The organism is Diaphorobacter sp. MNS-0 (assembly GCF_019602835.1).
Lineage (GTDB): Bacteria > Pseudomonadota > Gammaproteobacteria > Burkholderiales > Burkholderiaceae_C > Diaphorobacter > Diaphorobacter nitroreducens.
The window spans coordinates 3,449,383-3,469,771 of record NZ_CP080761.1 but is presented as its reverse complement, the minus strand read 5'-3'; the positions used below and the strand labels follow the sequence as shown (position 1 = coordinate 3,469,771).

Here is a 20,389-nt window from a genome sequence, read left to right as displayed (position 1 = left end):
CCGGCGTCAGGCCAACGGCAGAGCCGGCGCTGCCGGGTGCTGCGCCGCGTCCTTGTGCGCCTGCTTGGCCTGGTACATGCGCTGGTCGGCGCAGCGCATCAGCTCCGTCAGCGTGGCGCCGTCCTGCGGGCTGTGTGCAACGCCCGTGCTGACGCCCACGCACAGTTCCTGGTGCTGGAAGTACACCGGCTGGCAGATAGCCAGCTCCAGATACTTGACCAGCGCCGTCAGGGCGTCGCCCGCGGGCGCGTGGGCCAGCATGACCACGAACTCGTCGCCGCCCAGCCGGGCCACGATGTCGCCGGACCGCGTGTGCGTCTGCAGCCGTGTGGCAACGGCGCGCAGCACCTCGTCGCCGGCGTCATGGCCATAGGTGTCGTTGATGGGTTTGAAGCGGTCCAGGTCGAGCAGCAGCAGGGCGTGCGTGCCCCCTTCCGACAGTAGTTGCGTTGCGCCCTGGGTCAGCCCCATGCGGTTGGTCAGGCCCGTGAGAGGGTCGGTGGTCGCGGCCTTGGCCAGATGGTCCGCGCGCAGCCGCAGGGCGATCTGGGAGGCGTTCAGGCTGTCGATGCGGGTGCTCAACGCAACGGCGAACACCACCATCTCGGCCGCCACGCCGATCTGCAGGCCGTTGGCGAGCATGAAGGGCGCGTCGATCACCTTCCAGTTGCTCAGCACCACGCCGGCCACCGTGACGAACAGCAGCGCCTGCGCGCCCAGGTACCAGCGCGCGGGCGTGAAGCCCCGGCGCAGCACCAGAATGGCCGCGAGCGACGCGGCCGCGATGCCGGCGCTGGCCAGCAGTTCGTTCTGCGTCTGGGCGATGGCAAATTGCCCGAGCCCGCCGAGCACGGCGGTGAGCGCCGCCAGCAGGCCGATTGCCACCAGCACTCCGTCCATCAAGGGCGTCTGCCGGGTGTCCAGGAAACTGCGCGTGAACAGCGCGCCGAAGAACAGCCACAGGCTGGGCAATACGAAATAGCTGCGCTCCTGCCACCACGGCGCGTCGCCCCACAGGTAATGGGCCGTGTGGCCGTTGAAGGTGGCCAGCGTCAACAGCGCGAAGATGCACTGGCCGACGTGGAAGGTGTACGTGGTGTCCCGAAAGATGCCCACGAGCGTGAGGTTGTAGACCAGCAGTGCGATCAGGATGCCGTAGCAGATGCCGTCGAACAGCCGCTTGTGCTGGCGCCATTGCAGGTATTCGGCCGTGTCCCAGACGGACAGGTCGAAGGACGGCGCCGTCTCGCTGTACAGCCGGGCGTAGACCGTGTAGGTGCCCGGGCCCGGGGGCTGCAGGCGCATGAGGTAGCGCTCGCTGCCCAGGGGCCGCGTGGCGAAGGGCTGCGCCAGGCCCGTATGCACTGGCGGCGCAAGCGCCGTGCCCGACGCATCGAACGGGCCGTAGAACCGCACGTCCTGCAAAGACGTGGTCTGGGTGGCCAGCACCCAGTCGCCGCTGGCCGCGCGCTGCTCCAGGACCACTTTGAACCAGTGGTAGGCCGGTGTGGCCCCGCGCAGCGGCATGCGGGGGGGCGGGCCGAAGCGCGCATCGGTAGCCGCTGCGCGCACATCGTCGATGGTGAGGGTGCCCAGGTCGTCCACGAGCCAAAAAAGCTGGCCGGTGCTTCCCAGCGATAGGCCCTTGCGGTGATCGTCCAGCACCGCAGGGGCGCCACCGGCCCAGGCCAGTTTGCCGACGAGAAGCCACAAGAGCAGGCAGGCGCGAAGCAGGTTCATGGACAATGGATGGCAGCCATCACACTGTAACCCCGCCTGGGGCTTGTGGCTGCGCCGAGGCACTCCGCATCCGTGCGTGCGCTTCGCCGTCCCAGGCCCCGGATTGCCCTGTTATGCACGCATTACCTGAAAGCACCCAGCGGGTGGCTGCCGAGTTGCAGCGCCTGCGCCACCCCCACGCGCCGCGCATGCTTGACGACGCCGCGCGCACCGCGCAGCAGGCGGCTGACGGGCTGGACGTGGCGCTGGGGCAGATCGCCAAGAGCATCATCTTCCGGCGCAAGAGCGATGACGCAGCCGTGCTGGTGGTTACCTCCGGTGACCGGCGCGTGGACGAGAAGAAGGTCGACGCCCTCGTGGGCAAGACGGGCCGCGCCGACGCGGAGTTCGTCAAGGCCAAGACCGGCTTCGCCATCGGCGGCGTCTCGCCCGTGGCCCATTCCACCGCCCCTGTCACCCTCATCGACCGCGAGCTGTTCCGCTTCGATGTGATTTGGGCTGCCGCCGGCCATCCCCACGGCGTGTTCCAGTTGAGCCCGCACGATCTGCAGCGGCTCACCGGTGCCCCGGTGGCCGACGTGGTTCAGGAGATCAGCGTATGAGCGACGCCGCAGTGAATGCTTCTGAATTGATAGCTGCTCGCGCTGGTGAAATAAGCGCTAGAGGCCAATTTGGCTTAAATTCCCAGGAGCCGGTTCCGTCGCCCTGTGTGTCGGTCTGCCGCATGACGGCCGACCGCAGCCATTGCGAGGGGTGCTTCCGTACGATCGACGAGATCCGCGCCTGGTCGCAAGCCGATGGCGCCGCGCGCCGCGCGATCTGGACCGCCGCATTGCAACGCGCGGGGGTGGACCTTCCCGAAGAGTTGGAGCCACTGGCATGAAGCACATCACGTTCTACCTGGATTTCGTCTCGCCGTACGCGTGGCTGGCCTTCGAGCGGCTGCCGCAGGTACTGGAGGGGCTGAGCTACCACCTGCACTACAAGCCGGTGTTGTTGGGCGCGCTGCTGCAGCAGCATGCCAACCCCGGGCCGGCCGGCGTGCCGCCCAAGCGCGACTGGACGTACCGGCACGCCACCTGGCTGGGCCATGCGCTGGGCTGCGGTCTGGACATGCCGGCGCGCCACCCCTTCAATCCGCTGCCGTTGCTGCGCCAGGCGCTGGCGTGCAGCGACGATGGCACGGTCAACCGCTATGTCGCCGGCACCGTGCTGCGGCATGTCTGGCTGGGCGGGCAGGATGCGCTGGACCCCGCGCGCCTGGACGTGCTGGCGCAGGCCCTGGCAGAGCAGTTGCGGCCCGACGCCGAAGGCGCGGGCGCCCTGCCCAAGGCCCTGCTGCGCGCCAACACGGACGAGGCGTCGGCCCGTGGCGTGTTTGGCGTGCCGGCCTTTGAGGTGGATGGGCGCCTGTTCTGGGGGCTCGACAGCCTGCCCATGTTGCGCGCCTACCTGGACGGCGACGCGTGGTTTGACGGGCCGGCATGGGATGCGGCCCCCGCGGTGCCATCGGGCCTGCCTTCCGTGCGCTGAAGCGCATTCCTCGGCGGCGGCCGACGGGGCCGCGGCAGGCGTTCCAGGGCGCCGCAGACAGCGTTCTGCGGCGCCTTTTTGCATGGGGCCGTGCCCAGCACTGTGCGGCGGGCGTGGGTTTGTCATGCGTCAAGGGTTTGTCCTAGGGAGGGCAAACCCTGGCGAAAAACTGCGGGGTTACCCGTGTCTGGTGCCGTGCGCGAGACTCGCCGCAGCCTCGTGTAGTCCGATTTTTCGCATCAAGAAAAACGATCTGCGGGTTGTCACGGAGTTTGTCAGATGGCCGTAAGACTGGGGTGGCGGCAGCGTTTTGCGCATGTCAGCTTTCGGTCAGATGGCGGCCCGATATTGCGTCGCAAGCACCGCAGAGTGCTTCAGATCGTCGGTTTTTCGCGCTTTCTTACGCGCATTTTCGATTCCATCCCAATAAGCAGGAGACAGCATTCATGGCTACCAGCACTGCATACGCCGGCCGCCCCGGCGCTGCCCCCCGACCGATGTCGGCGGAAGAAAAGAAGGTGATCTTCGCCTCGTCCCTCGGCACCGTGTTCGAGTGGTACGACTTCTACCTCTACGGCTCGCTGGCGGCCATCATCGCCAAGCAATTCTTCAGCGGCCTGGATGCCGGTGCCGCCTTCATCTTCGCGCTGCTGGCCTTTGCCGCGGGCTTCCTGGTGCGCCCCTTCGGCGCGCTGGTGTTCGGCCGCCTGGGCGACATGATCGGCCGCAAGTACACCTTCCTGGTCACGATCCTGATCATGGGCGTGTCCACGTTCATCGTGGGTATCCTGCCCAACTACGCCAGCATCGGCATCGCAGCGCCGATCATCCTGATCGCGCTGCGCATGCTGCAAGGCCTGGCCCTGGGCGGCGAGTACGGCGGGGCGGCGACCTACGTGGCCGAACACGCGCCACACGGCCGCCGCGGCGCCTACACGTCGTGGATCCAGACCACCGCAACGCTGGGCCTGTTCCTGTCGCTGCTCGTGATTCTGGGCACCCGCACCGCGATGGGCGAGCCTGCGTTCAATGACTGGGGCTGGCGCATCCCGTTCATCGTGTCCATCCTGCTGCTGGCCATCTCCGTGTGGATCCGTTTGTCGCTGTCGGAGTCTCCCGCCTTCCAGAAGATGAAGGCCGAGGGCAAGACCTCCAAGGCGCCGCTGTCCGAGTCGTTCGGCGAATGGAAGAACCTCAAGATCGTGATCCTGGCGCTGATCGGCCTGACGGCCGGCCAGGCCGTGGTGTGGTACACGGGCCAGTTCTATGCGCTGTTCTTCCTGATGCAGCAGCTCAAGGTGGATGCCGTCACGGCCAACCTGATGATCGCTGCCGCGCTGCTGATCGGCACCCCGTTCTTCGTGGTGTTCGGCTCGCTGTCCGACAAGATCGGCCGCAAGCCCATCATCATGCTGGGTTGCGTGCTGGCCGTGCTGACCTACTTCCCGGCCTTCAAGATGCTGACGGAAGCCGCCAACCCCGACCTGGCCAAGGCCCAGGCGACAGCGGGTGTCGTGGTGATCGCCGATCCCGCCACCTGCTCGTTCCAGGGCAACCCCGTGGCACGCGAGATCGACTTCAAGAGCTCCTGCGACATCGCCAAGCGCTACCTGGTGCAGAACTCGGTGAGTTATGACAACGCCGCAGGCGCACCTGGCTCCCAGGCCGTGGTGAAGATCGGCGACAAGGTCGTTACGGCGCCCAGCGGCACCGTGGTCAACCACAAGTTCGACGAGGCAAGCGTGAAGGCCATCGCCGCCTTCAAGAAGGAGATGGCGGAAGACCTGAAGCTCGCCGGCTACCCCTCCAAGGCCGATCCCGCCAAGATGAACAAGGTGATGATGATCGTCATCCTGACGTATCTGGTGATCCTGGTGACCATGGTGTACGGCCCCATCGCGGCCATGCTGGTGGAACTGTTCCCCACGCGCATCCGCTATACCTCCATGAGCCTGCCGTACCACATTGGCAATGGCTGGTTCGGCGGCCTGCTGCCCACGACATCGTTCGCCATCGTGGCGTCCACCGGCAATATGTATAACGGCTTGTGGTACCCCATCATCATCGCCGGCATGACGGCAGTGATCGGCACGCTGTTCATCCGCGAAACCAAGGACGTGGACATCTACGCCAACGACTGACCTCGTTCCGCTCTTTTGTCAGGGTTTTCCCTGGCTGAGCCCTGCCGCCACACCTTTGCCTGTGCGAAAGTGTGGCGGCAATACGTCAGGGGTATTACAGGCGGGACTTTCCTCTGTGTTGGCCCAGATGGTTACACCTAGAATTTGCGCCGTAGCTGCACATTGTGCTAATCGGCTCCCTGCGGGCGGCGAGCTGTGCCTACCACAACTGATGGACACAAGCATTCAAGGAACTCAAATGCAAAAACCAAGTCGTTTGCTGCTCGCTACCCTGGCTCTGCTGGGTACTTCCGCTGTTTTCGCGCAAAGCAGCGTGACCCTGTACGGCCGCGTGAACACGTCGGTGGAACGCCAGAAGGTCGGCGGTACCAGCAACACCGTCATGCAGAACAACGCCTCGCGCTTCGGCTTCAAGGGCACTGAGGACCTGGGCGGCGGCCTGAAGGCCGGCTTCCAGCTGGAAAGCGGCTTCAACTCCGATACCGGCACGGGCTCGGTCTGGACTCACCCCACCACCGGCATGACCTTCGCCCGCCAGAGCGAAGTGAACCTGTCCGGCGGCTTCGGCATGATCCGCCTGGGCAACTTCATGCCCGAGTCGTACTACGCTACGGCCGACTACGTGAGCATGCACAACCATGACACGGGCACGTCTTCGGACGCTCTGTACTACGATCCCGTGTGGTTCGGCGGCCTGAGCACCACCAACAAGATCGGCTATCGCACGCCCAGCTTCGGTGGGCTGACGGTGGACGCTTCCGTCTCGTTGCATGAGAAAAACGCTGCCATTCCGCAAAAGAATGGCTATGACCTGGCTGCCAACTACAACATCGGCGCGCTGAACCTGGGCGCCGGCTACAGCCAAGTGGACAGCAATCGCCAGCTGGGCCTGCGCGCGTTGTACACCTTCGGCCAGTTCGTCGTGGGTGGCTACTACCAGCGTAACAAGGACGACAACCAGCTCCTCGCCACGGGCGCAGGCAACCGCAACAACTTCCGCCTGGCGGGCGCCTACATGATGGGTGCTTCCGAGTTCCACGTGAACGTGGGCCGCGCTGGCAAGTGGAGCGACATTGCCGACAGCTCCGCTACGCAGTGGACCCTGGGCTACAACTACAACTTCAGCAAGCGCACCAAGGTGTACGCTTTCTACACGAAGGTGGACAACAAGGCAGGTGCTACCTACATGACGGGCGCCGCCGGCCAGGACTTCAGCTCGCTGGCGCTGGGCGTTCGCCACAACTTCTGATGCACCGGCAGCGTAAGCTGCCTGCAATGCAAGCCTGATTCAATGGAGTCGGGCTTGCGATCAGACAGGCCTCACACGATGGTGTGAGGCTTTTTTATTGGTGCCGCCCTTTTCCGTCGACAACAATTTTCAGGAGATGAGCATGTGGAAGATCGTGGTGGGTTTCGTGGTGTTCGCAGTGATCATGCTGTTCGTGATCATGAAGGCAGGAGACCAGGTGGACATGAGCGGTGAAAAGCATGGGGTGGAAGCGACGCACGTGCCCGAGTCCGCAGCTGCTCCCGCGTCCGGCGCCAGCGCAGCGCAGTGAACCGGCCCCACCCATCCAAAACGCGGAGCCAGGCTCCGCGTTTTGGATGGGGCGGTGGACTCCGCCGCCGTGGCGTTACGGCCCGCTCAGCGCTGGAATCGGCCGTCCGCTCCGATGATGGACAGGTCGGCGAAGTCCAGCCCCGAGTGTTCCTTTGCGCTGTAGGAAAGCTCCAGGCCCCCCAGGTCGAATTTGCTCAGGCTTTCCAGGGCCGCGTGCAGCCGTGCACGGTCCGGCTTGGGGCCGGCGCGGCGCAGGCCCTCGGCCAGCACCTTGGCGTTCACGAAGCCCTCGACCATGGCCGGAGTGAGTTCCTTCAGCCCTTGCGCCTTCGCCAATTCCAGGGCTTCTTTGATCACCGGGTAGTTCAGCGACCGCTCGGACGGAAAGACCTGCGTGACGATGACGCCGCGGGCCTGGTCGCCCAGCGCCTTGGTGAAGCCCCCCGACGCATTGTTTGACAGCGTGACGATCTGCCCGCCCACGCCGGCCGCGCGCAGTGCCTTGATGCCGTCCACGACCGCCGCGCCCGTGCCGATGAAGATGACGGCCTGGGGATCCTGCGCACGCACGCGCGGGGCGATGGCTGAGAAATCGGGCTTCGCCCGGTCGAACTTCTCTACGAACAAGGCGGGCAGCTTGTTGTTCTGCAGGCCCTTTTGCGCACCGGCCAGGCCGTCCTGGCCGAAGGCGTCGTCCACATGCACGATGCCGATGCGCTGAACTCCCAGCAGCGCAAGGTGGGCGATGGCTTTCTCCACCTCGCGCTGGTAGGGCGCGCGGACGTTGAAGATATTGCGGGAAACGGGCTGGTGCAGCGCCATCGCGCCCGTGGAGGGCCCCACCAGCGGCACGCCGTACTTGTCCAGCAGCGCAACAATGCCCTGGGTGTGGGGTGTGCCGCGCGTCATGAACAGTGCCAGCACACCCTTGTCCTCGATGAGCGTGCGGGCGTTGTCCTGCGTCAGCTTGGGGTCGAACTTGTCGTCGAGCGCGACGAGTTCGATCTTCTGCCCGTTCACGCCGCCGCGGGCGTTGACGTGGTCCAGGTACAGCGACGCGCCCAGCATCGATTCCTTGACGGTTGCCGCCGCGGACCCGGTGATGCCGACGGTCTGACCCACGAGCAACTGCGCGTGGGCCAATGATGAGGCCGCACTGACCACCGCCAGGGCGCACGCTGCGCCCCACGTCTTCCAATGTGTCTTCATGAGGTGTCTCTTCCCTGTGTATTTGCGCGCGAGTGCGAGCAGGGGCGAGTGTATCGGCGGCAGCCTACGCTGGAATGACGTGCCGCAGACGCCGCGCGATCACCCGGGCGGCGTCTGACCTCACGAAAAGGGCTTCAGCGGCGGAACTTGCCGTCCGTGCCGATGATGGAAAGATCGGCGAAATCCAGGCCCGTGTGGTCGTCGGGGCCGTAGGAGATGTCCAGTCCGCCCAGATCGAACTTCTGGATGGATTCCAAGGCCGTCTGGATCTTCTCGCGCGACGGCTTCGGGCCGGCGCGGCGCAGGCCTTCGACCAGCACCTTGGCGGCGGCAAAACCTTCAAGCATGGCCGGGCTGACCTCGGTCATTCCCTTGGCCTTGGCCAGGTCGATGGCTTCCTTGACCAGCGGGAAGGTCAGGCTGCGCTCGTTCGGGTAGACCTGCGTGACGATCACGCCGCGGGCATTTTCGCCCAGGCTCTTGATGAAGCCGCCCGAGGCATTGTTGGACAGCGTGACCACCTGTGCCGTGGAGCCCGCCTGGCGCAGCGCGTTGTAGCCATCCACCACCGACGTGCCCGAGGCGACCATCAGGACGGCCTGGGCCTGCGCCTGGGAGATCTTGGCCACCAGCGGGGTGAAGTCCGGCTTGGCGCGATTGAACTTCTCCAGCACCACGGGCTGCAGCTTGGCCTGGGCCAGGCCTTTTTGCGCGCCCGTCACGCCATCGGCGCCGAAGCTGTCGTCCGCATACAGCACGGCGATGCGCGTGATGCCCATCGAGGCCAGGTGGGTCATGGCCTTCTCGGCCTCGCGCTGGTAGGTGGCGCGCACGTTGAAGATGTGCTTGCGCACCGGCTGGTGCAGCACCATGGCGCCCGTGGACGGGCCCACCAGGGCCACGCCATGCTTGTCCAGGTGCGGGATCATGGATTCGGTGTGGGGCGTGCCGCGCGTGAGGAACATGACATGCACGTTCTTGTCCTCGATCAGCGTGCGCGCGTTCTCGCCGGCGGTTTTGGGGTCGAACTTGTCGTCCATCGAGATCAGTTCGATCTTCTGCCCGTGCACGCCGCCCTTGCCATTGACCGCGTCCAGGAACAGCTTGGCGCCCTGCGTGGTCTCCTGCACCCCTGCGGCCACCTGGCCGGAGAACCCGGCCGTCTGCCCCACCAGGATCTGTGCATGGCTTGCGCCCAGCGTTGCGCCCAGGACCAGGGCGGCCCCCCATTTATGCCATGGCTGCATGGCGTCTCCTCTCTTTGGTTGTTGGTGCGGCGCAGTCTAACGGATAGGGCCGGATGCGCCATCACCTGCGTGACCGGCTGTGGTGTGGTGTCCACCCGGTCGATGCGGAATCCGGCTCGTCCCTAGAATGTTCCGCCTCATTGCAGAAAGACCCGCTCATGACCCAGGGACTGATCCGTATCCACGGCGCGCGCCAGCACAACCTCAAGAACATCGACCTGGACATCCGCACGGGCGAGCTCACCGTGGTCACCGGTCCCAGCGGCTCCGGCAAGTCCAGCCTGGTGTTCGACACGCTGTATGCCGAGGGCCAGCGCCGCTATGTGGAGACCTTCAGCGCCTACGCGCGCCAGTTCCTGGACCGCATGGACAAGCCCGCCGTGGACAAGGTGGAGGGCGTGCCCCCGGCCATCGCCATCGACCAGACCAACCCCGTGCGCTCGTCGCGCTCCACCGTGGGCACGATGACCGAGCTGAACGACCACCTCAAGCTGCTGTTCGCGCGCGCTGGCCAACTCTTCGACCGCGAGACGGCGCTGCCCGTGCGCCACGATTCGCCGGACACCATCCATGCCGAGTTGCAGCGGCGCTGCGCCGCCGAGGGCGACCCGCGCATCGTGCTCACTTTTCCCGTGGAACTGCCCGCGGGCACCACCGCGGAACAGCTGGAGCAATGGCTGTCGGCCAGTGGCTTCACCAAGGTGCAGGCCGAGCGCGAGGTGGCCACGCCCACCGGCCCGCGCAAGCTGCTGGACGTGGTGGCCGACCGCTTCCGCATGGGCAACGTGGAGCGCGCGCGCGCGGTCGAGGCGATCGAGGTCGCGCTCAAGCGCGGCGGGGGGCGGCTCAATGTCTATCGCCTGCGGGACGATGGCGAAGCGGACCTGTGGCGCTTCTCCACCGGCCTGCATTGCCCCGAGAGCGACCTGCGCTACGCCGAGCCCATCGCGTCCATGTTCTCGTTCAACTCCGCCGTGGGCGCCTGCGACACCTGCCGGGGCTTCGGCCGCGTGATCGGCGTGGACTACGGCCTGGTCATTCCCAACGACAAGCTCACGCTGCGCGCCGGTGCGATCAAGACCATCCAGACCCCCGCCTGGAAAGAAGCGCAGGACGACCTCATGCGCCACGCCGAGGCCGCCGGTATCCCGCGCGACACACCCTGGTACAAGCTCACCGCGGAGCAAAAGCACTGGGTGATCGAAGGCACACCCGGCTTCAAGAACGGCAACTGGAACAAGCAGTGGTACGGCATCCGCCGCTTCTTCGAGTACCTGGAGAGCAAGGCCTACAAGATGCACATCCGCGTGCTGCTGTCCAAGTACCGCAGCTACACGCCATGCCCGGTGTGCGCCGGCGCGCGCCTGAAGACCGAGAGCCTGCTGTGGCGGCTGGGCAGCAAGGAGGACGCCGACGCCGTGCTCGACCCCGCGCAGCGCTTCCTGCCGCAGGGCGTGGCCTGGACGCGCGCGCAGCTGGAGGCGCTGCCCGGCCTGTGCCTGCACGACCTGATGTTGTTGCCCATCGACCGCCTGCGGCGCTTCTTCGCGCGCATGGCGGGTGTGCAGAATGCTCCTGTTTCAATAGCTGGTGACGCTCTACAGGTAAGCGCTACAGGCCAAAACGACTCTCAGGCTGGCGATCGTCAGGCGCTGCAGCTGCTGCATGACGAGATCGCCACGCGCCTCAAGTACCTGTGCGACGTGGGCATCGGCTACCTCACGCTGGACCGGCAAAGCCGCACGCTGTCGGGTGGCGAGGTGCAGCGCATCAACCTCACCACGGCGTTGGGCACCTCGCTGGTGAACACGCTGTTCGTGCTGGACGAGCCCAGCATCGGCCTGCACCCGCGCGACATGCACCGCATCACCGAGGCCATGCTGCGCCTGCGCGACGCGGGCAACACGCTGGTGGTGGTGGAGCACGACCCCGCCGTGATGCTCGCGGCCGACCGCGTCCTCGACTTCGGCCCGGGTCCCGGCGAGCGCGGCGGGCAGATCGTGTTCGACGGCACGGTGGGCGAGTTGCGCCGCGCGCCCACGCTGACCGGCCAGTACCTCGGCGGGCACAAACAGATCGGCACCGGGCTCAAGCGCCTGGTGACGGATGCCACGCCGCGCCTGGTGCTGGAGGGTGCGCGCGAGCACAACCTGCGCGATGTGAACGTGGAGTTCCCGCTGCAGCGCCTGGTCACCATCACCGGCGTGTCGGGCTCGGGCAAGTCCACGCTGATCCAGGACGTGCTGGCGCCCGCGCTCATGCGCCACTTCGGCAAGGCCACGGAGACGCCCGGCGCGCATGAGCGCCTGCTGGGCGCCGACCACCTGAGCGACGTGGTGTTCGTGGACCAGTCGCCCATTGGCAAGACGGCGCGCTCCAACCCCGTGAGCTATGTGGGTGCGTGGGATGCCATCCGCGAGCTGTTCGCCGTGGCGCCGCTGGCCCGGGAACGCGGCTACACCGCGGCCAAGTTCAGCTTCAATTCGGGCGACGGGCGCTGCCCGACCTGCGGTGGCTCGGGTTTCGAGCATGTGGAGATGCAGTTCCTGTCGGATGTGTACCTGCGCTGCCCCGACTGCGACGGCAAGCGCTACCGGCCCGAGATCCTGGAGGTGCGCATCGAACGCGGTGGCAGGCTGCTCAACGTGGCGGACGCGCTGGACCTCACCGTGCACGAGGCAGCAGAGCTGTTTGCGAAAGACCGCGAGGTGATCCGCGCGCTGCAGCCCATCGTGGACGTGGGGCTGGAGTACGTGAAGCTGGGCCAGCCTGTGCCCACGCTGAGCGGTGGCGAGGCGCAGCGCCTGAAGCTGGCGGGCTTCCTGGCCGAGGCGGCCCGGAGCCAGGCCAAGTCGCGCCAGCCGCTGGCCCGCAAGGGCACGCTGTTCCTGTTCGACGAGCCCACCACCGGCCTGCACTTCGACGACATCGCCAAGCTCATGCGCGCGCTGCGCAAGCTGCTGGACGCGGGGCACTCGCTCATCGTCATCGAGCACAACCTGGACGTGATCCGCGCCAGCGACTGGCTCATCGACCTGGGGCCCGAAGGCGGCGACGCCGGCGGCCAGGTGGTGGCCGAGGGCGCACCCGAGGAGGTGCGCCAGCACCCCACGTCGCACACCGCGCAGGCGCTGCGCGAGTACGAACTGGCGCTGGGCGAGGGCGGCCATTCGGTGCACGAGCAGCAGGCGGTGCTACGAAAAGAGAAGCTGCTCGCGCTGGATGGAAAAGCGCCAGAGGCCAAAAACGCCATAGAGATCGTGAACGCGCGTGAGCACAACCTGCGGCACCTCACGCTGGACATTCCGCGCGGCCGGTTCAACGTGATCACCGGCGTGAGCGGCTCGGGCAAGTCCACGCTGGCGTTCGACATCCTGTTCAACGAGGGCCAGCGCCGCTACCTGGAGAGCCTGAACGCCTACGCCCGCAGCATCGTGCAGCCGGCCGGGCGGCCCGAGGTGGACGCGGTGTACGGCATACCGCCCACCGTGGCCATCGAGCAGCGCCTGTCGCGCGGCGGGCGCAAGAGCACCGTGGGCACGACCACCGAGGTGTGGCATTTCCTGCGCCTGCTGTATGTGAAGCTGGGCGTGCAGCACTGCGTGCACGACGGCGCGGCGGTGCAGCCACAGACCAGCGAGAGCATCGCCGCGCAACTGCTGCGCGACTACCGCGGCCAGCACATCGGCCTGCTCGCGCCCCTGGTCGTGAACCGCAAGGGCGTCTATACCGAACTGGCCGACTGGGCGCGCCCGCGTGGCTACACCCACCTGCGCGTGGACGGCCACTTCCTGCCGACCGCGGGCTTTCCGCGCATCGACCGCTTCAAGGAGCACACCATCGAGCTGCCCGTGGCCAGCGTGGACGTGTCGGTCGATCACGAGGACGCGCTGCGCCAGCACCTGTCCAGGGCGCTGGAGCTGGGCAAGGGCGTGGTGCATGTGCTGAGCGACCTGGACGGCCTGCAGCAGGCGCTGCTGGACGGAGCGCCCACGGCGCACATCGGGCGGTTGCAGGTGTTTTCCACCAAGCGCGCTTGCCCCGTGTGCGCCACCAGCTATGCCGAGCTTCAGCCTTCCCTGTTCTCCTACAACAGCAAGCATGGCTGGTGCCCCGACTGCGTGGGCACGGGCGTCAAGCTGACATCGGCGCAGCGCAAGGTGTTGGACGACTCCGTGCAGTCGGAGGACAACCGCGGCCGCGAGCAAACCTTTGCCGAGCCCGAGATGGAGGACGTGGCCGACGCCGCCTGTCCCACCTGCCAGTGCACGCGCCTGAACCCGGTGGCGCGCGCCGTGCGGTTCGCCGGCACGCCGATCACCGAGGTGGCGCGCCTGTCGGTGGCCGAAGTGCGGCAGTGGATCGCCGGGCTGCAGCTGTCGGGCCGTGAGGCGGAGATTGCGCGCGACCTGATCCCCGAGATCCAGAGCCGGCTGGAATTCCTGGAGGAAGTCGGGCTGTCCTACCTCACGCTGGACCGCGGCGCGCCCACGCTCAGCGGCGGCGAGGCGCAGCGCATCCGCCTGGCGGCGCAGCTGGGCAGCAACCTGCAGGGCGTGTGCTATGTGCTGGACGAGCCGACCATCGGCCTGCACGCGCGCGACAACCAGATCCTGCTGAATGCCCTGCACAAGCTCGGCGACAAGGGCAACACCCTGGTGGTGGTGGAGCACGACGAGGACACCATCCGCCGCGCCGACCACATCATCGACATCGGCCCCAGCGCGGGCAAGCGCGGCGGGCGCCTGGTGGCCCAGGGCACGGTGGCCGACGTGCAGGCGGCTGCGGACTCGCAGACCGGCCGCTACCTGCTGCACGCCATGCGCCACCCGCTGCAGGCGCGTCGTCCGGTAGATGCTATTGAAAAAGTAGCTGATAGCGCCCATCCGGCGGGCGCTGGAGGCCAAAACGATGCGGAACCCCTGCGCTGGCTCACCGTGCACGGCGCGCACCTTCACAACCTGCAGCAGGTCACTGCACGCGTGCCGCTGCAGCGGCTGGTGGCCGTCACGGGCGTGAGCGGTTCGGGCAAGTCCACGCTGGCGCGCGACGTGCTGCTGGCCAACGTGGCGGCCTGGGTGGGCCAGCGCGCCACCAAGGCCGGGCGCGATGCCATGGATGCGGGCAAGGCGCCGCCGCTGGCCGGCTGCACCGGCCTGTCGGGCTTCGAGACCATCGACCGCGTGCTGGAGGTGGACCAGACGCCCATCGGCAAGACGCCGCGCAGCTGCCCCGCCACCTACATCGGCTTTTGGGACACCATCCGCAAGCTGTTCGCCGAGACCCTGGAGGCCAAGGCGCGCGGCTATGCGCCCGGGCGCTTCAGCTTCAACACCGGCGAGGGGCGCTGCCCGGCCTGCGAAGGGCAGGGCGTGCGCACCATCGAGATGAGCTTCCTGCCCGATGTGAAGGTGCCCTGCGAGGTCTGCCACGGCGCGCGCTTCAACCCCGAGACGCTGGCCGTCACCTGGCGCGGCAAAAGCATCGGCGACGTGCTGCAGATGGAAGTGGACGAGGCCGTGGAGTTCTTCGCCAGCATGCCCGGCATAGCCCACCCACTGCAGCTCTTGAAGGACGTGGGCCTGGGCTACCTCACGCTGGGCCAGCCCAGCCCCACGCTCAGCGGCGGCGAGGCACAGCGCATCAAGCTGGTGACCGAGCTCACCAAGGTGCGCGACGACGTAGGCCGACGCGGGCAGAAAAGCCCGCACACGCTCTACGTGCTGGATGAGCCCACCGTGGGCCTGCACATGGCCGACGTGCACAAGCTCATCCAGGTGCTGCACCGGCTGGTCAACGGCGGCCACAGCGTGGTCGTGATCGAGCACGACCTGGACGTGATTGCCGAGGCCGACTGGATCATTGACCTGGGCCCCGAAGGCGGCAAGGACGGCGGGCGCATCGTGGCGGCAGCCACGCCGGAGGACGTGGTGCGCCAGGGCACGCACACCGGCAAGGCGCTGGCACCGGTGTTGGCGCGCTGACCGGGCCGCGGGGGCTTTTCCTACAGGGTGCGGCGTGCGTGGCTCACACGCCGCCCCCGGGCGCGCTTTCTAGGATCGAACCCATGTTGCCAGCACGCGTTGCTGGCGGTGTTCAACCCCAACAGCACACAGCGCCATGAATACCTTTGTCAGAACCTCCTGCGCCGCGGCGGTGGCCGCCACCACTGCCCTTCTTCTCAGCGCCTGCGGCGGAGGCAACGACGACGATCCCACGCCCAGCGACCAACTGGGCGTGTTGACCGTCACCGGCTCCACCGTGGACGGCCTCAACGGGGTGTATGGCGACGGCAACATCAACCTTACCGATGTGGACAAGAAGAACCCCATCGGCTCCTACCCCGAGGTGTGCACCTTCCGCTTCGACGGTGCCAACCGCGTGGGCGGCAGCGGCCAGGCGTTTGGCGACATCCGCTACCAGCCCGATGCCACGTCGGTGTACGAGGCCTTCTTCACCTTCATGGACCGCGAGTTCCGCGCCGACGACGGCTGGAGCGACGTGGCCGTGGTGCGCGACACCGATCGCATCCGCCTGGTCAACAAGACGCTGACGGCCACCGACGGCTCGGGCGCACGGGTGACGGTATCAGGCGTGATCCCCATGCGGCCCAACCGCCCGTCGGGCTGCTGAGCACCGGTTCCTTCCGCTCTTTTACGGCTCTCTTTTGCTTACCCCTCGCCCCTACTACGGGGTTTGCCCCGGCCCGCTACGGCGCCGGGGCTCTTTTTTGCGCGTGTTGCGCACGTAGTGGATGGGACAATGCGGTCCATGACCGCCACCACCGACACCCTCACGATCACCCGCCCCGACGACTGGCACCTGCACGTGCGCGACGGGGAGCCGCTGCGCACCGTGGTGCCGCACACGGCCGCGCAGTTCGGCCGCGCCATCATCATGCCCAACCTGCGACCGCCGGTGACCACGGCGCAGCAGGCCGCTGAGTACAAGCAGCGCATCCTCGCCGCCGTCCCCGAGGGGGTGGCCTTCGAGCCGTTGATGACGCTCTACCTCACCGACAACCTGCCGCCCGACGAGATCGCGCGCGCCAGGGATGCGGGCGTGGTCGCCGCCAAGCTCTACCCCGCAGGCGCCACCACCAACAGCGACGCGGGCGTGACCGATCTGCGCAAGACCTACAAGACGCTGGAGGCCATGCAGGAGGCGGGTCTGCTGCTGCTGGTGCATGGCGAGGTGACCAGCAGCGACATCGACCTGTTCGACCGCGAGGCGGTGTTCATCGAGCAGCAACTCATTCCGCTGCGCCGCCACTTCCCCGAACTGAAGATCGTCTTCGAGCACATCACCACGAAAGAGGCGGCGCAGTACGTGCAGGAGGCTGGCCGCTTTACGGCCGCCACCATCACCGCGCACCACCTGCTGTACAACCGCAACGCCATCTTCACCGGCGGCATCCGCCCGCACTACTACTGCCTGCCCGTGCTCAAGCGCGAGGTGCACCGCCAGGCGCTGGTGCAAGCGGCCACCAGCGGCAGCGACAAGTTCTTCCTGGGCACCGACAGCGCGCCGCACCCCGCGCACCTGAAGGAGCATGCCACCGGCTGCGCGGGCTGCTATACCGCGCACGCCGCCATCGAGATGTACGCCGAGGCCTTCGACAACGCGGGCGCGCTGGACAAGTTGGAAGGCTTTGCCAGCTTCCACGGCCCGGCGTTCTACGGTCTGCCGCGCAACACGGGCACGGTCACGCTGCGCCGCGAGAGCTGGACGCCGCCCGACAGCTTCGCCTTCGGCGAAGCCGCGCTCAAGCCGCTGCGCGCGGGCGAGGCGCTGCCCTGGCGCCTGGTGGCATAAAAAGCGTCACAACCCACACAGGGGGAGGTCACCCATGGCGGAACGCCAATTGCGCATTGCGCTGCTGATCGACGCCGACAACGCGCCGGCCGACAAGATCGACGAGATCCTCACTGAGCTGTCCACGCTGGGCGAGATCAACGTGCGCCGCGCCTACGGCAACTGGACCAAGTCCGGCCTGGGCGGCTGGCAGCAGCGGCTGCTGGAGTTCGCCATCCGACCGATCCAGCAGTTCGACTACTCCAAGCGCAAGAACGCCACCGACATGGCGATGACGGTGGACGCGATGGAACTGCTCTATTCAGAGCGGCCCGACGCGTTCGGCCTCGTGTCGTCCGACGCTGACTTCACCCCCTTGGTCATGCACCTGCGGGCCAAGGGCTCGGCGGTGTACGGCTTTGGCGCCGCGCAGACGCCCAAGCCTTTCGTGAATGCCTGCTCGCGTTTCCTGTACCTGGAGTCGCTGGTCAGCGAGGAAGACGCCGAGGGCGCACCCCTGCCGGCGCAGCCCGAGGCCACGGCCGCGCCCGCGCAACCCGCCCCCGCCCCCGCCCCCGCCCCCGCCAAGACCGAGGATGTGCCCGCCCCCGGCGTGCCGCTGTGCCCCGCAACGCTGCGCGTGCCCACGGCCCAACTGCGCCAGGACACGCGCCTCATGAACCTGCTGCGTGATGCCGTGCAGGCGTGCGCGGACGAAACCGGCTGGGCCCGCGTGGGCGCGGTGGGCACGCAGATTGGCAACAAGACCTCGTTCGATGCCCGCAACTACGGCTATGCCTCGCTGTCCAAGCTGCTGGCGGCCACGCAGGCCTTCGAGTTCCGCGACGAGGGCACCTCGCGCGTGGCCGTGCGCGACAAGCGCGCGGCGCGTGCTCCGGCCCCGCCCGCCGGTGGGCCGGCCAGCACGTGAGCGAACCCTCCGCCGCGCAGGCGTTGGCGGCCATCGACTGGCAACGCCCCTGGCTTGCGCCGCTGGCGGTCCTGGGGCCACAGGTGGCGGCGCGCGTGCAGGCCGGCGCCAGCGTGGCCGACGCGCTCAACGCTGCCATGGACTGCGCGGGGCTGGCGCCGGGTATTCGCTTCGCGCCGCAGCAGGCACTCCCAGCAGGCGAAGCCTATGAGCAGTTCGTCCATGGCCAGCGCCGCGTGCCCACGCGCGACAACCTGCATGACTTCTTCAACGGCCTGATCTGGCTGCACTACCCGGCTACCAAGCGGCGTCTCAACGACTTGCAGGCCCGCGCCATCGCTGCGCAGGGCGTGGGCGCGGTGCGCGGGCCGCTGCGTGACGCGGTCACGGTGTTCGACGAGAACGGCGCCGTGCTGCTGGCGCCGCAACCCCTGCACGAAGCCCTGGCCGCGCGCGAGTGGCGCCGGCTGTGCGTGGAACTGCGCCCGCTGTGGCGGCAGGCGCGGCTGCTGGTCCTGGGCCATGCCCTGCTGGAAAAACTGGTTTCACCCCGAAAATCGATCACAGCGCACGTCTATCAAGCGCAGGCAGCTATCAAAAACGAAGCAATGGTGGACCAGGCGCTGGCGCGAGACCTCAGCGCGCCATGGCTCGCGGCCAAGCCGTTCAATCCCCTGCCGATTCTGGGGGTGCCGGGCTGGTGGCCCGAGAACGAGAACTTTTGCTTCTATGATGACTCCCTCGTTTTCCGCAGCGCGCGCGTCGCATAACGCAACCACAACAGGCGCACCCTTCGCTGCCCGCGCGGCTTGAAGCGCCGCGCTCCATCCCCAACTTGTTTTCTGCCCGCCGCGCCTGTCCGCGGCCTTACCGTCGCTTTCCACGGAGAAGCCATCGATGAAACGCATTGCGCTCTTTTTGCTGACCAACGTCGCCGTCGTGGTGGTGCTGGGCATCGTTGCCAGCCTGCTGGGGGTGAACCGCTACCTGACGGCCAACGGCCTGAACCTGGGTGCCCTGCTGGGCTTTGCCTTCATCATGGGTTTTGGCGGCGCCATCATCTCGCTCCTGATGAGCAAGCCGATCGCCAAGATGAGCATGGGCGTCACGATCATCAACACGCCGCGCAACGGGGAGGAGGCCTGGATCGTGGAGACCGTGCGTGCCTTCTCCGAAAAAGCCGGCATCCAGATGCCCGAGGTCGGCATCTACGAGGGCGAGCCCAATGCCTTCGCCACGGGCGCGTTCAAGAACTCGGCCCTGGTCGCCGTCTCCACGGGTCTCTTGCAGGGCATGACGCGCGAGGAGGTCGAGGCCGTGATCGGCCACGAGGTCGCGCACGTGGCCAATGGCGACATGGTCACCATGGCGCTGATCCAGGGCGTGATGAACACCTTCGTGGTGTTCCTGTCGCGCGTGATCGGCTACGCGGTGGACAGCTTCCTGCGCAGGAACGACGAGAACAGCTCGGGCCCCGGCATCGGCTACATGATCACCACCATCGTGCTGGACATCGTGCTGGGCTTCCTGGCTGCCATCATCGTGGCCTGGTTCTCGCGCCAGCGCGAGTTCCGCGCCGACGCCGGCGCCGCCCAGCTCATGGGGCGCAAGCAGCCCATGATCAACGCGCTGCGCCGTCTGGGCGGCATGCGCCCGGGCGCCATGCCCCCGAGCCTGCAGGCCATGGGCATCACGGGCAACATCGGCAAGCTGTTCAGCTCGCACCCGCCCATCGAGGAGCGCGTGGCCGCACTGCAAAACAGCCAGAGCGCCTGATCCAGCGCGCGGTCTTTACCTTCGCTTCACAAGCCCCTGTCAACAACCGGCAGGGGCTTTTGCGTTGTAAAGGCATGACTGCCAGGAATGCGCCATGACGATGAACTTCCCTGTTTCTCTGGGCATGCGCCGCGTGCTGCCAGCCGTTGCGCTCGCCAGCGCCATTGCGGCACTGACCGGCTGCGTGGTGGCGCCGGCCTATCCCGTCGTGCCGCAGGGCGAGGTGGTGTATGCGCCGGCACCCCCGCCGCCGCTGCGCACCGAGGTGATTCCTGTCGCGCCCTCGCCGGTGCATGTGTGGATCAACGGTTACTGGGGCTGGGGCGGCGGGCGCTATGCATGGACGCCGGGCTACTGGGCCATGCCGCCGCACCGCGGCCACGTGTGGCACCCCTACCGCTGGCAACAGGGCCCGCAGGGCTGGTACCGCGGCGGCGGGCGCTGGGGGCCGCGCTGA

16 protein-coding genes are annotated in these 20,389 nt (G+C 67.3%); 13 read left to right on the top strand and 3 right to left on the bottom strand.

Annotated elements, in window-relative coordinates; translation table 11 throughout:
- Nucleotides 1-6: 6 nt before the first annotated feature.
- The gene (locus K2L43_RS16450) at nt 7-1,740 is read right to left on the bottom strand and encodes a diguanylate cyclase (protein WP_220638023.1); all 1,734 of its coding nucleotides are present in this window, start codon (nt 1,738-1,740) and stop codon (nt 7-9) included.
- Nucleotides 1,741-1,853: 113 nt separating this feature from the next.
- On the opposite strand from K2L43_RS16450, the gene K2L43_RS16445 reads away from it, so the two are divergent.
- From K2L43_RS16445 to K2L43_RS16420, 6 genes are all read left to right on the top strand, one after another.
- Complete coding sequence (locus K2L43_RS16445; protein ID WP_220638022.1) at nt 1,854-2,342, top strand: YbaK/EbsC family protein; 489 nt, start codon at nt 1,854-1,856, stop codon at nt 2,340-2,342.
- Nucleotides 2,339-2,623, top strand: coding sequence for a DUF1289 domain-containing protein (locus K2L43_RS16440; protein WP_047350700.1), 285 nt, complete (start codon nt 2,339-2,341; stop codon nt 2,621-2,623). The genes K2L43_RS16445 and K2L43_RS16440 overlap by 4 nt, the downstream gene beginning before the upstream one ends.
- Nucleotides 2,620-3,273, top strand: a complete 654-nt coding sequence (locus K2L43_RS16435) for a 2-hydroxychromene-2-carboxylate isomerase (protein WP_220638021.1) — start codon at nt 2,620-2,622, stop codon at nt 3,271-3,273. The genes K2L43_RS16440 and K2L43_RS16435 overlap by 4 nt, the downstream gene beginning before the upstream one ends.
- A 446-nt stretch (nt 3,274-3,719) precedes the next feature.
- Entirely contained in the window at nt 3,720-5,414 is a 1,695-nt protein-coding gene (locus K2L43_RS16430; RefSeq protein ID WP_220638020.1) for an MFS transporter, read from the top strand.
- 238 nt (nt 5,415-5,652) lie between these two features.
- Nucleotides 5,653-6,663: a porin gene (locus tag K2L43_RS16425; protein WP_220638019.1), complete on the top strand. Its 1,011-nt coding sequence runs from the start codon at nt 5,653-5,655 to the stop codon at nt 6,661-6,663.
- A gap of 136 nt (nt 6,664-6,799) precedes the next feature.
- The gene (locus K2L43_RS16420; RefSeq protein WP_162844577.1) at nt 6,800-6,973 is read left to right on the top strand and encodes a hypothetical protein; all 174 of its coding nucleotides are present in this window, start codon (nt 6,800-6,802) and stop codon (nt 6,971-6,973) included.
- Nucleotides 6,974-7,059: 86 nt separating this feature from the next.
- On the opposite strand, the gene K2L43_RS16415 is transcribed toward K2L43_RS16420, so the two are convergent.
- Nucleotides 7,060-8,184, bottom strand: a complete 1,125-nt coding sequence (locus tag K2L43_RS16415; RefSeq protein WP_103738660.1) for an ABC transporter substrate-binding protein — start codon at nt 8,182-8,184, stop codon at nt 7,060-7,062.
- Nucleotides 8,185-8,318: 134 nt separating this feature from the next.
- Complete coding sequence (locus K2L43_RS16410) at nt 8,319-9,431, bottom strand: ABC transporter substrate-binding protein (protein WP_088888310.1); 1,113 nt, start codon at nt 9,429-9,431, stop codon at nt 8,319-8,321.
- 158 nt (nt 9,432-9,589) lie between these two features.
- Between K2L43_RS16410 and uvrA the strand changes: the two genes are divergently transcribed.
- From uvrA to K2L43_RS16375, 7 genes are all read left to right on the top strand, one after another.
- A complete protein-coding gene (uvrA, locus tag K2L43_RS16405; RefSeq protein WP_220638018.1) occupies nt 9,590-15,415 on the top strand; it encodes an excinuclease ABC subunit UvrA in 5,826 nt (1,941 codons plus the stop codon).
- A gap of 136 nt (nt 15,416-15,551) precedes the next feature.
- Entirely contained in the window at nt 15,552-16,064 is a 513-nt protein-coding gene (locus tag K2L43_RS16400; RefSeq protein ID WP_220638017.1) for a hypothetical protein, read from the top strand.
- Between the two features lie 138 nt (nt 16,065-16,202).
- Nucleotides 16,203-17,246, top strand: a complete 1,044-nt coding sequence (gene pyrC / locus K2L43_RS16395; RefSeq protein ID WP_255580479.1) for a dihydroorotase — start codon at nt 16,203-16,205, stop codon at nt 17,244-17,246.
- A 34-nt stretch (nt 17,247-17,280) separates the two neighbouring features.
- Complete coding sequence (locus K2L43_RS16390) at nt 17,281-18,156, top strand: NYN domain-containing protein (protein WP_220638015.1); 876 nt, start codon at nt 17,281-17,283, stop codon at nt 18,154-18,156.
- Nucleotides 18,153-18,926: a DUF3025 domain-containing protein gene (locus tag K2L43_RS16385; protein ID WP_220638014.1), complete on the top strand. Its 774-nt coding sequence runs from the start codon at nt 18,153-18,155 to the stop codon at nt 18,924-18,926. The genes K2L43_RS16390 and K2L43_RS16385 overlap by 4 nt, the downstream gene beginning before the upstream one ends.
- Before the next feature lie 127 nt (nt 18,927-19,053).
- A complete protein-coding gene (gene htpX / locus K2L43_RS16380; protein ID WP_220638013.1) occupies nt 19,054-19,932 on the top strand; it encodes a protease HtpX in 879 nt (292 codons plus the stop codon).
- A 94-nt stretch (nt 19,933-20,026) separates the two neighbouring features.
- Nucleotides 20,027-20,389 carry a hypothetical protein gene (locus K2L43_RS16375; protein WP_220638012.1) on the top strand — a complete coding sequence of 121 codons (363 nt, stop codon included), beginning with the start codon at nt 20,027-20,029 and terminating at the stop codon, nt 20,387-20,389.